Below are 14305 nucleotides of genomic sequence, written 5' to 3'. Positions count from 1 at the left end.
AATAAAATATTTTCTTATTTAAAGTAATTTGCCTCTTTACAAGTTAAATATAGAGGAGTATATTTACTCTCATAAATCATTCATAAAATTTCCAAAAAAAACCTAAAATCGCTGAGTTCCAGAAATGGAGCGGGGGAACCAATTTTGTGCATCGTCACTTGGGGTGAATCTTTCAGTTTTGAAAGTAGGGCTACTCTTTAGGCCCGAATCCGACAGCTAACCTCGTAAGCGTTTAGAGAGGAGGTTTACTTTGTGTTGTTCACTTTGAACACTAAGTAGAGCTTAGTGTTCTTTTTTTGATAAATAAATGGCAAATTTTAACAGAAAGGTGAGGGGTAGTTATGTTAGATGTTGTAATGGTCGGGATATTTGTTGTATTAGTTGCATCGATGGCAAGTCTTGCAAGTTGGTCAGATAAAGTTGTGAAAGAAGGGAAGCAATCATGATGATTGCCTTATCGGTTATTGTTGCAGCGATTACGGTGTACTTAGTGTACGCATTATTAAATCCAGAAAAGTTTTAATTAGGGGGAATCATTCATTATGATTTGGGTTGCAGTTGTTATTACAATGCTCTTGTTTATTTTAGTAGCAAAGCCAATGGGGATTTATTTAGAGAAAGCCTTTCAAGGTAGCAAGACGCTAGATAAAGTATTCGGGCCTTTTGAAAAACTTATATTTAAAATTACAGGGGTGAAACAATACAATCAAACGTGGAAGCAATACGCATTATCACTAGTATTGTTAAATGGATTTATGATTGTCGTTGTATATTTCATTTTCAGATTACAAGGTGTGTTGCCGCTAAATCCAGCGCATATTGCAGGGATGGAGCCTACGCTCGCTTTTAATACAGCAATTAGTTTTATGGCCGATACAAACTTACAGCATTATAGCGGTGAAAATGGTTTGTCTTATTTATCACAATTAATCGCCATTACGTTTTTAATGTTTGCAGCACCAGCAACGACTTTAGCGATTGTTATGGCATTTATAAGAGGGCTTGCTGGAAAAGAACTTGGGAACTTCTTCGTTGATTTTACGAGAGCTTTAACGAGAGTTTTTCTTCCAATTGCATTTGTTGCGGCGTTAGTCTTTGTCGCACTTGGTGTACCACAAACGTTAGACGGGGCAGTTACAGCACATACGATTGAAGGTGCAAAGCAAAGTATATTACGTGGACCAGTTGCATCATTCGTTTCAATTAAGGAGCTTGGGAATAATGGTGGTGGTTTCTTCGGAGCAAACTCAGCGCATCCATTTGAAAATCCAGGTCAAATCAGTAATATTTTACAAATGATGCTTATGATGTTACTGCCAACAGCACTGCCATTTACGTACGGACGAATGGTAGGAAATAAAAAGCAAGGACGTATCCTTTTCGTGTCACTGTTCATGGTCTTTTTACTAGGATTTATAACGATTACGACATCCGAATTACATGGGAATCCAGTGTTGAACCAAATGGGTATTGAACATGTGCAAGGAAGTACAGAAGGAAAAGAAGTACGATTTGGAACTGTATTTTCTTCACTTTATGCGACAGTAACGACAGCTGCTGAAACAGGGGCGGTTGATACGATGCATGATACGTTAACACCAATTGGTGGTTTAGTTCCACTCGTAAATATGATGTTGAATACAGTATATGGCGGCGTTGGAGCAGGCTTTATCAATATTATCATGTATGCAATCATTGCAGTCTTTATATCTGGATTAATGGTCGGACGGACACCAGAGTTTTTAGGTAAAAAGATTGAAGGTAAGGAAATGAAATTAATTGCAGTAACGATATTATTTCATCCATTGCTCATTTTAGGATTTTCAGCATTAGCTCTTTCAACAAGCTTAGGAACGGATGCCATTTCTCATTCAGGTTTCCATGGTTTAACGCAAGTTGTATATGAGTATACATCGTCAGCTGCGAATAACGGATCTGGATTTGAAGGTTTAGGGGATAATACACCGTTTTGGAATATTACGACTGGTTTAGTTATGTTTTTAGGACGCTATTTCAGCTTAATTACGATGCTAGCTGTTTCTGCTTCACTGAAGGAGAAAACGGTCGTACCAGAAACAGTCGGAACATTCCGTACGGATAATAGTTTATTTGGTGGTATCTTCATCGGAACGATTGTAATCGTCGGTGCGTTAACATTCTTCCCGATGTTAGTATTAGGCCCAATTGCAGAATTTCTTACATTGAAGTAATGGAGGGTAAATGATGAAGCCGGTAGTAGTAAAAGAAAAACAAGTGAACGAGTCACAAATACATGTTATAGAAGATGAGGTTAGACAAGCGAAAACGCTGGATCGTGATATCGTGACGCATGCGATGAAACAATCCTTTGCGAAATTGAATCCGAAAGTAATGATAAAGAATCCTATTATGTTCATTGTAGAAATTGGATTTATAATTACGTTACTTTTATCCTTTCTTCCAAGTAGTTCGAGTAGCGTACCAGGGTGGTTTAATATAACAGTTTCTCTCATTCTATTATTTACAGTTTTATTTGCTAACTTTGCAGAAGCGTTAGCAGAAGGGCGTGGTAAAGCGCAAGCCGATTCTTTAAAACAATCGAAGAAAGATGTGTTTGCAAATGTTGTAAAAGAAAATGGAGACATCGTTCAAGTTTCAGCAACTGAGCTGAGAAAAGGTGACGTTGTTATTGTAAAACAAGGAGAAATGATTCCAAATGATGGTGAAGTAATTAAAGGATTAGCGTCTGTAGATGAATCTGCAATTACAGGGGAGTCAGCTCCTGTTATAAAAGAAGCAGGTGGCGATTTTTGTTCAGTAACAGGCGGAACGATGGTCGTAAGTGATGAGATTACAATTGCAATTACAAGTAATCCTGGTGAATCATTTATTGATAAAATGATTTCTTTAGTAGAAGGAGCTGCTCGTCAAAAAACGCCGAATGAAATTGCTTTAAATACAGTATTAACGAGTTTAACTCTAATTTTCTTAATCGTTGTTGTGACGTTGCCGATCTTTACAAATTATTTAGGATTTCAAATTGATACAGCTGTACTTGTGGCATTGTTAGTTTGTTTAATTCCAACGACAATTGGTGGATTATTATCAGCGATTGGTATTGCCGGGATGGACCGCGTGACAAAGTTTAATGTATTAGCAATGTCAGGGAAAGCAGTAGAAGCTGCGGGCGATATTAATACAATCATTTTAGATAAAACAGGTACGATTACTTTCGGGAACCGGATGGCACATACACTACTCCCTGTAGGAAATGAAACGATTGAGCAGGTAGGGAAATGGGCTGCGATTAGTTCTGTTTTAGACGAAACGCCAGAAGGTCGATCTGTTATAGAGTATGTGCAAGCAAAATCAATATCATATAATAGAGAACTTGCAGAACAAGGTGAATTTGTTCCGTTTAAAGCAGAAACGAGAATGAGCGGTGTTGATTTACAGGATGGAACGAAAGTGAGAAAAGGTGCTGTTGGTGCCGTTATTGAATGGGTTCAATCACAAGGCGGAACGATTCCAAAAGATGTGAATCAAAAAGCAGATTTAATTTCAAAAGAGGGTGGAACACCACTTGTAGTTGCAGTAGATGATCGTATTTACGGTTTAATTTATTTAAAGGATACAGTAAAACCTGGTATGCGTGAACGTTTTGAACAATTGCGCCAAATGGGGATTAAAACGGTTATGTGTACAGGTGATAACCCATTAACAGCAGCAACAATTGCAAAAGAAGCAGGGGTAGATGAATTCGTTGCCGAGTGTAAACCAGAAGATAAAATTGCGGTTATTAAAGCAGAACAAGATAAAGGGAAACTTGTAGCAATGACAGGTGATGGTACAAATGATGCTCCGGCATTAGCGCAAGCCGACGTTGGATTAGCGATGAATAGTGGTACAACAGCTGCGAAAGAAGCAGCAAATATGATTGATCTAGATTCGAATCCAACTAAAATTATTGAGGTTGTAGGAATCGGTAAGCAATTGTTAATGACACGTGGTGCGCTAACGACGTTTAGTATTGCGAATGATATTGCGAAATATTTCGCGATTATTCCAGCGATGTTTACACTTGCGATTCCGCAAATGGAAGCATTAAATATTATGAAATTAACATCACCGCTTTCAGCAATCTTATCAGCATTAATATTTAATGCAGTTATTATTCCGTTACTAATTCCGTTAGCGATGAAAGGTATTGCATATAAACCGATGAGTTCTAATGCACTGCTTAGCCGAAACTTACTCATTTACGGGCTTGGCGGAGTTATCGTTCCATTCATTGGAATTAAAGTAATTGATATGATTGTCGGCTTGTTCATATAAGGAAGAGGGGAAGAAAGATGGCGAAAAAACAAAGTATACTTTCACCAATTATTCGTATTACTTTTACATTCTTAGTCTTGTGTGGACTTGTATACCCGCTAATTGTAACTGGTATTGCGCAAGCGGTAATGAAGGATAATGCGGATGGAAGTCTTATATATAATGATAAGAATGAAGTAGTTGGTTCAAAATTAATCGGTCAAAATTTCACAGATCCACGTTATTTTCATGGGCGTGTCTCTAGTATAGAATATAAAGCAGAAGCATCAGGATCTAATAACTATGCACCGTCTGATCAAGATTTAGCGAAACGAGTAGAGAAAAGTATTGCAGATTGGAAGGTACAAAATCCAAGTGTGCCAGTTACAGAAGTACCGATTGATTTAGTAACAAATTCAGGTTCAGGACTTGATCCGGATATTAGTCCACGGGCAGCTTACGTACAGGTGGATCGTATCTCGAAATTAACAAATATTCCGAAAGAAAAGCTTGATCAGCTTATTAAAAATCAAACAGAAGGCGCTGCACTCGGTTTATTTGGAGAGGACCGTGTAAACGTCTTAAAGTTAAATTTAGAATTACAGAAACTAATAAAATAGTAACAGTGCTACCTCAATCTAATGGATTGAGGTAGCGTTGTTTCAAAAGAAAGGTTGTGCGTGTCTTGTATGCAGATGACTATAAACCAACGTTTCAAAGGCGAACACCGGAAGAGTATTTAGAATACATTCGTCAGCAAAATCGCGGAAAGTTAAAGCTATACGTAGGGGCTGCTCCAGGAGTAGGGAAAAGTTATAAAATGCTCTTTGATGCTAGAGAAATGCAAAAAGATGGTATTGATATTGTAATTGGTTTAATTGAAACACATGGAAGAAAAGAGACGGAAGAAGCAATTGCTGATTTAGAAAAAGTTCCTTTAAAAGAAATAGATTATAAAGGGAAAGTGTTTTATGAACTGGATGTAGAAGGAATTATAAAGCGAGCACCACAAATTGTTGTTGTTGATGAACTCGCGCATAGTAATATTCCTGGTTCTAAACATAAAAAACGGTACATGGATGTTCAAGAATTGCTAGAGGCTGGTATATCAGTATTATCAGCGTTTAATATTCAACATTTAGAAAGCGTTCATGACATTGTAGCTCAAATTACGAATGTCAAAGTACGAGAACGTATTCCGGATTTTATTTTGCAAAAAGCAAGTGAAATTCAACTCGTTGATGCAACACCTGAAGTATTAAGGAAGAGATTAATAGATGGAAAGATATATAAGGAAGAAAAAATTCAGCAAAGCTTACAAAACTTCTTTACGCTTAATAATCTAGGGGCACTAAGGGAATTATCGCTTCGTGAAGTTGCAGATGATATGGATGAAAAAATTAGTCAAACAGTTATAGAGCCGATTGGCGTGAAAGAAAAAATTCTCGTTTGTGTACAATACAGTTCAACAGCAGAGAAATTAATAAGAAGAGGATGGCGCATGGCTGATCGGTTAAACGCTGAATTGTATGTCTTAAATGTAGAAAGGGAAAATATAGATTCTATTTCAGCAGGGAAAAAGCAAACAATTGAAGAGTGGAAATCCTTGACGAATCAATTTGATGCGAGCTTTGTATTAGAAGAAGCGAAAGGGAGAAAGCCAGCTGATGTTATTATTGAAGTCGCGAACAGACTACAAGTAACGCAAATTTTACTCGGGCAATCAGCAAGAACACGGTGGGAAGAAATAAGAAAAGGTTCTATTGTAAATGAAATTATGAGACAAACGAAGCATATTGATATCCATATCGTTGCTGATCAAAGAGCTTAAAATAGAGACATCCTTTCGGGAAGTCTCTATTTTGCTTTTTACTTATTTTCTTTTTTGTAGAGTATGGGGATTTTATTCCCGTGAGAGAAAGACATTCACTTAGAAGTAGACCTAGGTTAAGAGAATGAAAATAATATAAACGAAGCCCCTCAACGTGGATGTATATTTATCTATCTTGGCGAAATATCTATTCCATATTTTTCTTATAATTGAGTTTTAATAAACTTTTAAAATCTAACTCAGCAATTAATACACTTAATAATATGAGAGTTGCACCTAAGTAGCCTTTAAGTGTGAGTGTTTCACCCGTGAAAAAGAAGGCAAAACCTGCGGAAAAAACAGGTTCTAATGAAAAAATAAGACCTGTATGTGTGGGAGTGGTGTATTGCTGGGCAATAACTTGAACAATGAATGCGACTGCTGTGCAAAATATACTTAAGGCTAAGGTGATTAGCCATGAGTCAATAGTGCTTGGAAGTTTTGGGGTTTCTATAATGAATGAAAAAATAAGACTAAATAGGCCAACAAAGCCGAGTTGTATTACCCCAAGAGCAATTGAATTCACATGTTTCGTTACTGTGCCCGTAATGATGACGTGAATCGCATAAAATAAAGCAGACAATATGCAAAATATATCGCCGTTACCGATCTTAAATTCACTATTTAATGTTAATAATCCGATTCCTATTATCGTTAAAACAATTCCTAATATAACTTTCTTTTCAGGAATGTGCTTTAAAAATATAGATGATAATATTGGAATGAAAATGACAGTGAGACTTAGTAAGAAACCTGCATTAGAAACACTTGTATACTTTGTACCGAAAGTCGCAAAGATATAAACTATAAATAAAACAGAAGCTAATATAAAAGCATATTTTACAGTTTTAAAATCAATTTTGAATAAGTGTTTGTAAAATATTAAACTTGATAAAAGAAAGGCAATAATAAATCGTAATGCGATTAAATTATATTCTTCTATGTCATCAAGGCCAACCTTTGTAAGTAGGATGGATGCACCCCAAAAAAATGTAACCAGTAGTAGCATTAACTCAGCTTTTAATTGTAATTTCATCCCTATTCCCTCGTTATCTATAATTTGTAATTTCATCCCCCATCATCTTATTATATATTTTAATTTCAATTCTGAATATTTAAAATTAAAAAAATCTAGGATTATTTATAATAATTCATTTAAAGAAGTCGTAGGTATATTTTGTTAGCCTGATAGTGATGTGGTGCTATCGTTAGGAAGAAGAAATTCTTTTTCTCAAGCCTTTTGAATATTGTTTCTGAAAGAACTCATATATAATAGAAAAAGATACTTAACATAGTGAATAATTAAAGAGTCAATATATAGAAAGAGGAGAGAGTAACATGCTTGAAAATACGGGGTTAGTATTAGAAGGCGGCGGTATGCGCGGAGTATATACTGGTGGGATACTAGAATACTTTATGGAACAAGATTTATATTTTCCATATGTAATCGGTGTATCAGCTGGTGCTTGCCATGCAGCGTCGTATCTTTCCAGACAAAGAAATAGAAATAAAACAGTAAATATTGATTATGCATCACATCCACAGTATTTATCGTATAAAAACTTATGGAAAAAGCGTCAATTATTTGATATGGATTTCATTTTTCATGAAATTCCAGAAAAGCATGTACCGTTTGATTTTGAAACATACTTTAATAGTCCAGAGCGTTTCCTTGTAGGAACAACAGATTGTGAAACTGGACAACCTGTTTATTTTGAAAAAGAGGGAACGAATGATGATGCGTTAAATTTATTGCAAGCGTCTAGTTCATTGCCATTTATTGCACCGGTAGTAGACTACAGAGGTAAGCAATTATTAGATGGCGGGATTTCTGATCCGATTCCAGTTCGTAAAGCACAGGAAGATGGATTTAAAAAATCAGTCGTTATTTTGACGAGAAATCATGGTTACGCGAAGAAAAAATCAAAGTTTGGCTGGGTTGCAGCAAAGGCTTATAAAAAATATCCCAATCTTGTAAATACGATGTTAACTCGTTATGAAGTATATAATGAAACACTTCACTACATTGAAAGAGAAGAACAAGCGGGTAATTTATTTGTTATTCGTCCAGAAGTGCCGCTTCAAGTAGACCGTATGGAAAAAGATATAGCAAAACTACAAAATCTATATGAGCAAGGCTATGAAGATGCGAAGAGACAATTTGCAGATTTACAGGCGTTTTTGCAAAAATAATAATTAGGCTGTGGAGAAGGGGTTCTCTGCAGTCTTTTTTGTATTACTTTGGTGCTTATACGTTACTTTTTTTATGTATAAATGTTTAAGTGTTTAAAGAGTTTGTAAAACATATGGGTTTCTTATTGAGGAGAATTTGCTTGAAGGATATGGTATAATATGGATAAAAGTACGTGAAGGAATGATACATATGGAAAATGTATATAAAGGACTTAGACATACTGGATTTACTGCAATGCTTATTTTTGGCGGCGTATTTTTACTTCGCTGGCTTATTCATGACGAAATGCTATTAGATCAGCTTATTGGGTTTAGTGTAGGGATCGTGATGGTTATTTCATCAGTTTTCATTCAAAAGTATAGTAAAGAATTACAGGTAGATGAGAAGTATTAACAAATTGTAAGCTCCCTGTATATTTGGAGGGGGCTTTTTATAGTTAAAAGGTTTGAATAGAGAGGAGGCGTTTGGATGATTTTCTTATTTGCGGTGTATTTTGTTTTTATTATGACGTTGTTAGTTACATTTCTTCTTTCTAAAAAAGCATATAAGAAGCCTCCTGTTAAATATATACCAACGTTAATTTTGTTTATTTTGGCTTTTATTTCTTCTATTATGTTTGTAATTAATAACGGAATGGGAGAGCTGATGATAGCAGTCTTCTTAGGACTTGTAGCAGTAGCGAACCTTCTCTTACTACTTGCGTTAAAAGTAGTTCGTACGATTGTTGCAAAAGGAAAGTAGCGCATCGGAATTCGATGCACTACTTTTTTATTTAACCTTCTTTTTAATAAATGAAAAGGCTAAAGCTGTAATTAAAATACTGCCTTTAATGATATCTTGTGCATAATAAGGAACGTTCATCATTGTGAGTCCATTTAATATGATGCCAATTAGTATGGAGCCGAGAAATGTTCCGATGACATTTGGTTTCTTGGCACCGAACATTGCATAACCGATGTAGGCAGCTGCGACTGCATCCATTAATAATGGGGCACCAGCTGAAACTTGTCCTGTTCCAACGCGACTACATAGAATAATGCCACCAATAGAGGCTAGTAAACCGCTAATCATATAAGCATATACACGGTAACGATCGGTAGGAATACCCGCTAATCTAGCAGCTTCTCGATTCCCACCTGTCATATAAAAGAAACGACCGTATGTTGTTTTTTCTAAAAAAAGATGTGCAATGAAAACAACGATAAGCATGATAATGACAGGGACTGGAATCCCTAAAACGGAGCCTTGACCGATATATAAAAAGGATGGAATAAAATGTCCTGTGGCCCCAGACATTCCTTCATAAATAGAAGATCCTTTTGAGAATGTTAAGTGTAGTCCATTCACGATATACATGATACTTAATGTAGCTAGCAAATCTGGTAGTTTAATTCGGATAACGAGTAGTGCATTTAATAATCCAACTAATAGACCACAAAGAATAGGAATAAGAAGTGTGACTAATAGTTCTTGTCGATATAAAACGAGACAGGAGGCGGCCGCAATTGTTGCTAAACTAGCGGTAGAGCCGACTGATAAATCAAATCCATCTACAATTAATGTAAAGGTAACACCGATTGCAAGTAACGTTACAATAGAAATGGAACGTAAAATATCACTAATATTGTTGTAGGTTAAAAAAGAATCGTTGACGATAGAGAAAAAAATTGTAACGCCTATAATGATAGCGATTGTGCTAAATTGATAAAAAAGATGGGTAGGTAAATATAATTTCTTAGTTTTAGTTTTATGAACGAGATTCAATGGAATAGCTCCCTTCAGATAAATGTAAAAGCTGTTCAGGAGATAGGTCATTCGGCAAGTACTCGCCTACAAATTCGCCGTTTGCTAGTATAAGAATACGATCGGCGATATGTAGCGCTTCATCTTGTTCTCCTGTGAAATAAATTACGGAATTTCCGTCTTCTGTAGTGTTGCGAATGAATTGAAAAATGTCTTGTTTCGCAGCGACGTCTACACCTTTAGTTGGCTCGTCCAAAAGAAATAGATTAGGTTTGAATCCATCCCACTTTGCAATCGAGACTTTTTGTTGGTTTCCTCCGCTAAGTGAATGAATAAATGCTTTTGGATCATTTGGTGAGATGCTGAAAGTAGTAATTGCCGCAGTAGCATTATGTAATTCGGGTTGTTTTCGTCTCCAACCAGATTGGTGTAAATTTGTGTGACTTATAATATCTTCCGAAAGAAATAAGCCCTGTTTTCTTCTTTCTTCTGGTACAAGTGCGATTTTCGCTTTAATTGCATCTCGCGGTGTTTTAATCGTTATATTTTGGCCGTTTATTTTTGCACGATAAGTATGGCGAGCACCAAATAAAGTTTCAGCAAGCGTTGTTTTTCCGCTTCCAATTAATCCGTATATCACAACAGTTTCTCCTTTTCGTACTGTAAGAGAAAGGGGAGAATGGTCTTTGTGTAATTGAAGCTCTTGTACTTTTAATATTTCTTCACTCCCGAATTTTGGGGCTGTATTAATAGGAAGTAAGAGTTGTTTTCCAGTCATTGCTTCAACAATTTGTTGATCTGTAATCTTTGTAATAGCTTCAGATAGTGTAACCTTACCGTTATGTAATACAGTTACCTCATCCGCAAATTTTCGAATCTCGGATAAACGATGAGAAATCAAGATGATACCAATACCTTTTGATGTTAAATCTTTTAAGAGATTCCCAAATGTTTCCACTTCTTTTGGCCCAAGAGAAGAAGTTGGCTCATCTAATAAAAGATAATTTGTATTGTTAGATAGGGCTCTTGCGATGAGAAGTAATTGTTTTTCATGTAATGAGCAGTTTGAAACATCTTCCGAAACATTTAAATCTACCTGTACAGCTTGCAAATATTGTTTCGCGAGTGCTACTAATTTTGATTTTGAAAATAGTACTTTATTTTGCATTGTTAAATGATCGATTAGTACATTTTCTAATACAGATAATCCAGGAATAAGTCCGTGATCCACTTCTTGTGTTACGAAAGAAATACCGTGCTTTTTCGCATCTCGTGGCGAAGTAAAGGAAATAGGCTGATTATCAATTTTTATGTCCCCAGCAACTGGCTGAATTTCACCAGTTGCTATTTTTAGTAAAGTACTTTTTCCCGCACCGTTCATTCCTAGTAAAGCGTGAACTTTTCCTTTTTGTATGTTAATAGAAACATCTTCTAGTACAGGGGTAGCGATGTGATAAGAATGTGTAATGTTTTGAAGAGAGAATGTCATCATTTTTTCTCCTTCTCTAATTTTTTCATCCAAGGGGAATATGCATCTTTCGAGTCTCCCCAACCGTTTATATGTTTTGATAATTGATCCATTGTTATATTTTCTTTTGGTAAACTATCTTTCTTTACTAAATAAGGTTCTAGTGAGTAAATATCCGGCGTTTGTTCACCAGCGATTTTTTTGTATAAGAAGCGCACTTGAACTTTACCGACTTCAGCCGGATCAGTTGCAGCCGTAGCAGTCCAAGGTGAATTTTCTTTTTGCATGAGTTGTAAATCTTCATTACTTAAGTCAATGCCGTATACTTTTATATCTGTACGATCAGCTTGTTCGAGTGCTTTGACGGCCCCTTTAGCAAACTCATCCCACGAAGCGAAAATAGCTTGTAAATCCCCTTTTTTCGGATATTTCTTTAGTAAAGCTTCTACTTGTGTTTGTGTATCAAGTGGTGTGTTATTACTAGCAGTACCAAAGCGTGCAACTTCTTTTATATTTGGATAACGTTTATAAAAAGCATCGATGATAACATTGCGACGTTCCATTGGAGCAAATCCGCCAACCCATACGACGGCGATATTTCCTTGTCCATTCAAATCTTCCGCTAACGTTTTTAATGATTTCCATGCGAGACTATAGTCATCTTGATCAATAATCGTTACGCCTGGTAAGCGTAGGTCGTTATCAAATGCTACTACAGGAATGTTCGCTTGTAATGCTTTTTCTACTCCGGGTTTTAGTGCTTCAGAGCGACCGTGATCAATTAAAATACCATCAACTTTTGAATTAATAGCAGTATCTAGATTTGCTGCCATTTTTGCTAAATCATTATCAGAATTGTAGACTTGCACACTGCCACCGAATAGCTCAACTTGTTTTTTGACACCCTCAATATATTGAGAGGAAAAAGTTCCGATGGACATTTGCATAATTAATGCGATTTTTAATGGTTTTTTTACTTGGCTTGGAATTTCTGTTTGTAAATGATTTTCTGCTGTAGTAGTCACTTTCTTCACCGGTTGTTGCATTTGTGAAGAGACAGCATCTTGTTCATTTGTGCAAGCTGTTAATGTAAGTAAGAGAAAAATAAGTGCGATGGAACAAAATTTCTTCATAAAAAAATCCCTCCTAAACTAAGAAGAGAGGGGAGGGAGTGAAAATAAAAAACGCCTTTTCATATAGAAAAGACGTCTTATCATATTACTCTTATCTTTCAACACAATGTGTTGTAAGAATTAGCACCGTGCCCATAAATGGGTCGGTTGCCGGGCTTCGTAGGGCTCATCCCTCCACCTGCTCTTGATAAGACATCGAATATTTAACTATTTCGAATTATTCCATAACTATGTACTATTGTCAAATGTTTTTTAATAAATAAAAAACCCCTCACAACGAGGGATTTTAATGTGGTAAGAATATCAATTGATAAGCGAACAAGATTCCGAATAAATACACAAGTGGGTGAACCGAACGGAATTTACCTTTTGCCACTTTCATAAGTGGGTATGAAATAAATCCAAGTGCAATACCTGTTGAGATACTTGATGTAAGTGGCATGCTTAAGATTACTAAGAATGCTGGGAATGATTCATCAAATGCATCCCAATCAATGTGGCGAACAGAGCCCATCATAAGACTACCAACGATAATTAGTGATGGTGCAGTAATAGCTGATACACCAGAAATGGCACTTACTAATGGTCCGAAGAACGCTGCTAATGCAAATAGAACAGCTACTGTAACTGTCGTTAAACCAGTACGACCACCGGCAGCAACACCAGCAGATGATTCAATATAAGCTGTTGATGGTGTTGTTCCGAACATAGAACCGATTGTTGCTGAGAATGAGTCAGATAGAAGAGCTCGTCCTGCTTTTGGAAGCTTTCCGTCTTTCATAAATCCACCTTGTTGTGCAACGCCAAGTAATGTACCTGTTGTATCGAATAGTGTAACAAGGAAGAATGAGAAAACAACGCCGTATAATCCGTAGTTAATTACATCAGATACAGCAGTAATTGGATTTGAAACAATAATTCCTTCTGGTAATCCAGGCATTGATGTAACACCGTTTGAGAATGTTAATTGTCCTGTGAAGAAAGCGATAATACCAGTTAATAGCATTCCGATAAATAGTGCGCCATTTACATTTAAAGACATAAGGACAATTGTAATTCCAAGTCCAGCTAATGCTAGTAGTACTGGAGCAGAGTGAAGATCTCCAAGTCCAACTAAGTTTGCATCATTTTTTGTAACGATACCTGTTAAACGTAAACCGATAAAGGCGATGAAAAGACCGATACCAGCAGTAATTGCATGTCTTAAGTTTTCAGGAATTGCTTCCATTAATTTTGTACGGAAAGATGTAAATGATAACAAAATTAAAATCATACCTGCTACGAATACAGCAGAGAATGCAATTGCGAAAGTCATGCCTTCATGAGCTTTTACAACAGAATAAGAGAAGTAAGCATTTAATCCCATACCTGGTGCAATTGCAATTGGTAAGTTTGTAAAGATTGCCATAAATAATGTTCCGACAACAGCTGCGATAATTGTCGCTGTAAATGCTTGTTCAAACGGAACACCTGCATCCCCAAGGATGACAGGGTTTACGACAATGATATATGCCATTGTTAAAAAGGTAATAATACCTGCCATAATTTCAGTTTTAATAGAAGTTTTATGTTTTGAAAGGTTAAACATAGAAACATCCTTTCTT

General features: G+C 36.2%; 14 protein-coding genes and 2 riboswitches. Of the genes, 9 read left to right on the top strand and 5 right to left on the bottom strand.

The annotated features are described in order from the left end of the window. Positions 1–99: 99 nt before the first annotated feature. Positions 100–245, top strand: a riboswitch (cyclic di-AMP (ydaO/yuaA leader). A gap of 96 nt (positions 246–341) precedes the next feature. The 6 genes from VK90_RS14255 to kdpDN are packed head-to-tail and all read left to right on the top strand — an operon-like array spanning position 342 to position 6124. Next, positions 342–446 carry a SipW-dependent-type signal peptide-containing protein gene (locus tag VK90_RS14255; protein ID WP_002170453.1) on the top strand — a complete coding sequence of 35 codons (105 nt, stop codon included), beginning with the start codon at positions 342–344 and terminating at the stop codon, positions 444–446. After that, positions 443–523, top strand: coding sequence for a K(+)-transporting ATPase subunit F (gene kdpF / locus VK90_RS14250; protein ID WP_000972378.1), 81 nt, complete (start codon positions 443–445; stop codon positions 521–523). Before VK90_RS14255 ends, kdpF begins: the two co-directional genes overlap by 4 nt. A gap of 19 nt (positions 524–542) precedes the next feature. Then, on the top strand, positions 543–2210 hold the full coding sequence (gene kdpA / locus VK90_RS14245; protein WP_048373685.1) for a potassium-transporting ATPase subunit KdpA: 1668 nt from the start codon (positions 543–545) through the stop codon (positions 2208–2210). Positions 2211–2223: 13 nt separating this feature from the next. Beyond that, entirely contained in the window at positions 2224–4314 is a 2091-nt protein-coding gene (kdpB, locus tag VK90_RS14240; protein WP_048373683.1) for a potassium-transporting ATPase subunit KdpB, read from the top strand. A 17-nt stretch (positions 4315–4331) separates the two neighbouring features. Next, positions 4332–4913, top strand: coding sequence for a K(+)-transporting ATPase subunit C (kdpC, locus tag VK90_RS14235; RefSeq protein ID WP_048373681.1), 582 nt, complete (start codon positions 4332–4334; stop codon positions 4911–4913). 56 nt (positions 4914–4969) lie between these two features. Beyond that, a complete protein-coding gene (kdpDN, locus tag VK90_RS14230) occupies positions 4970–6124 on the top strand; it encodes a KdpD-like non-kinase potassium sensor (protein ID WP_082147928.1) in 1155 nt (384 codons plus the stop codon). A 187-nt stretch (positions 6125–6311) separates the two neighbouring features. On the opposite strand, the gene VK90_RS14225 is transcribed toward kdpDN, so the two are convergent. Continuing rightward, the gene (locus VK90_RS14225; protein ID WP_048373722.1) at positions 6312–7199 is read right to left on the bottom strand and encodes a DMT family transporter; all 888 of its coding nucleotides are present in this window, start codon (positions 7197–7199) and stop codon (positions 6312–6314) included. Positions 7200–7501: 302 nt separating this feature from the next. On the opposite strand from VK90_RS14225, the gene VK90_RS14220 reads away from it, so the two are divergent. The 3 genes from VK90_RS14220 (at position 7502) to VK90_RS14210 (ending at position 9098) form a co-directional block, all read left to right on the top strand. Continuing rightward, a complete protein-coding gene (locus VK90_RS14220; RefSeq protein ID WP_048373677.1) occupies positions 7502–8356 on the top strand; it encodes a patatin-like phospholipase family protein in 855 nt (284 codons plus the stop codon). A 181-nt stretch (positions 8357–8537) separates the two neighbouring features. Next, the gene (locus VK90_RS14215; protein WP_116500290.1) at positions 8538–8750 is read left to right on the top strand and encodes a hypothetical protein; all 213 of its coding nucleotides are present in this window, start codon (positions 8538–8540) and stop codon (positions 8748–8750) included. A 75-nt stretch (positions 8751–8825) separates the two neighbouring features. Beyond that, positions 8826–9098: a hypothetical protein gene (locus VK90_RS14210; protein ID WP_048373676.1), complete on the top strand. Its 273-nt coding sequence runs from the start codon at positions 8826–8828 to the stop codon at positions 9096–9098. A 27-nt stretch (positions 9099–9125) separates the two neighbouring features. On the opposite strand, the gene VK90_RS14205 is transcribed toward VK90_RS14210, so the two are convergent. The 4 genes from VK90_RS14205 to VK90_RS14190 all read right to left on the bottom strand — a co-directional run bounded on the left by VK90_RS14205 (position 9126) and on the right by VK90_RS14190 (position 14289). Beyond that, positions 9126–10121, bottom strand: coding sequence for an ABC transporter permease (locus VK90_RS14205; protein ID WP_048373675.1), 996 nt, complete (start codon positions 10119–10121; stop codon positions 9126–9128). After that, complete coding sequence (locus tag VK90_RS14200) at positions 10105–11592, bottom strand: sugar ABC transporter ATP-binding protein (RefSeq protein WP_048373718.1); 1488 nt, start codon at positions 11590–11592, stop codon at positions 10105–10107. Before VK90_RS14200 ends, VK90_RS14205 begins: the two co-directional genes overlap by 17 nt. Further along, positions 11589–12701 (bottom strand): sugar ABC transporter substrate-binding protein, encoded by a 1113-nt coding sequence (locus VK90_RS14195; RefSeq protein WP_048373673.1) that lies wholly within the window; start codon positions 12699–12701, stop codon positions 11589–11591. Before VK90_RS14195 ends, VK90_RS14200 begins: the two co-directional genes overlap by 4 nt. A gap of 88 nt (positions 12702–12789) precedes the next feature. Then, a riboswitch (SAM riboswitch) is annotated at positions 12790–12895 on the bottom strand. Positions 12896–12987: 92 nt separating this feature from the next. After that, a complete protein-coding gene (locus tag VK90_RS14190; RefSeq protein WP_002170465.1) occupies positions 12988–14289 on the bottom strand; it encodes an NCS2 family permease in 1302 nt (433 codons plus the stop codon). Positions 14290–14305: the final 16 nt, after the last annotated feature.

Origin of the sequence: Bacillus sp. LK2 (assembly GCF_001043575.1) — a bacterium.
Classification (GTDB): domain Bacteria; phylum Bacillota; class Bacilli; order Bacillales; family Bacillaceae_G; genus Bacillus_A; species Bacillus_A paramycoides.
Note: the sequence above shows the minus strand (reverse complement) of the source record. Positions and strands in the feature narration are given on the sequence as shown.

What these genes read in the sequence shown, in the direction of transcription:
- VK90_RS14190 (WP_002170465.1), bottom strand. Translation starts at nt 14,289, where the DNA reads ATGTTTAACCTTTCAAAACATAAAACTTCTATTAAAACTGAAATTATG.
- VK90_RS14225 (WP_048373722.1), bottom strand. Translation starts at nt 7,199, where the DNA reads ATGAAATTACAATTAAAAGCTGAGTTAATGCTACTACTGGTTACATTT.
- VK90_RS14220 (WP_048373677.1), top strand. Translation starts at nt 7,502, where the DNA reads ATGCTTGAAAATACGGGGTTAGTATTAGAAGGCGGCGGTATGCGCGGA.
- kdpA (WP_048373685.1), top strand. Translation starts at nt 543, where the DNA reads ATGATTTGGGTTGCAGTTGTTATTACAATGCTCTTGTTTATTTTAGTA.
- VK90_RS14210 (WP_048373676.1), top strand. Translation starts at nt 8,826, where the DNA reads ATGATTTTCTTATTTGCGGTGTATTTTGTTTTTATTATGACGTTGTTA.
- VK90_RS14215 (WP_116500290.1), top strand. Translation starts at nt 8,538, where the DNA reads ATGATACATATGGAAAATGTATATAAAGGACTTAGACATACTGGATTT.
- kdpB (WP_048373683.1), top strand. Translation starts at nt 2,224, where the DNA reads ATGAAGCCGGTAGTAGTAAAAGAAAAACAAGTGAACGAGTCACAAATA.
- VK90_RS14255 (WP_002170453.1), top strand. Translation starts at nt 342, where the DNA reads ATGTTAGATGTTGTAATGGTCGGGATATTTGTTGTATTAGTTGCATCG.
- kdpF (WP_000972378.1), top strand. Translation starts at nt 443, where the DNA reads ATGATGATTGCCTTATCGGTTATTGTTGCAGCGATTACGGTGTACTTA.
- VK90_RS14195 (WP_048373673.1), bottom strand. Translation starts at nt 12,701, where the DNA reads ATGAAGAAATTTTGTTCCATCGCACTTATTTTTCTCTTACTTACATTA.
- kdpC (WP_048373681.1), top strand. Translation starts at nt 4,332, where the DNA reads ATGGCGAAAAAACAAAGTATACTTTCACCAATTATTCGTATTACTTTT.
- VK90_RS14200 (WP_048373718.1), bottom strand. Translation starts at nt 11,592, where the DNA reads ATGATGACATTCTCTCTTCAAAACATTACACATTCTTATCACATCGCT.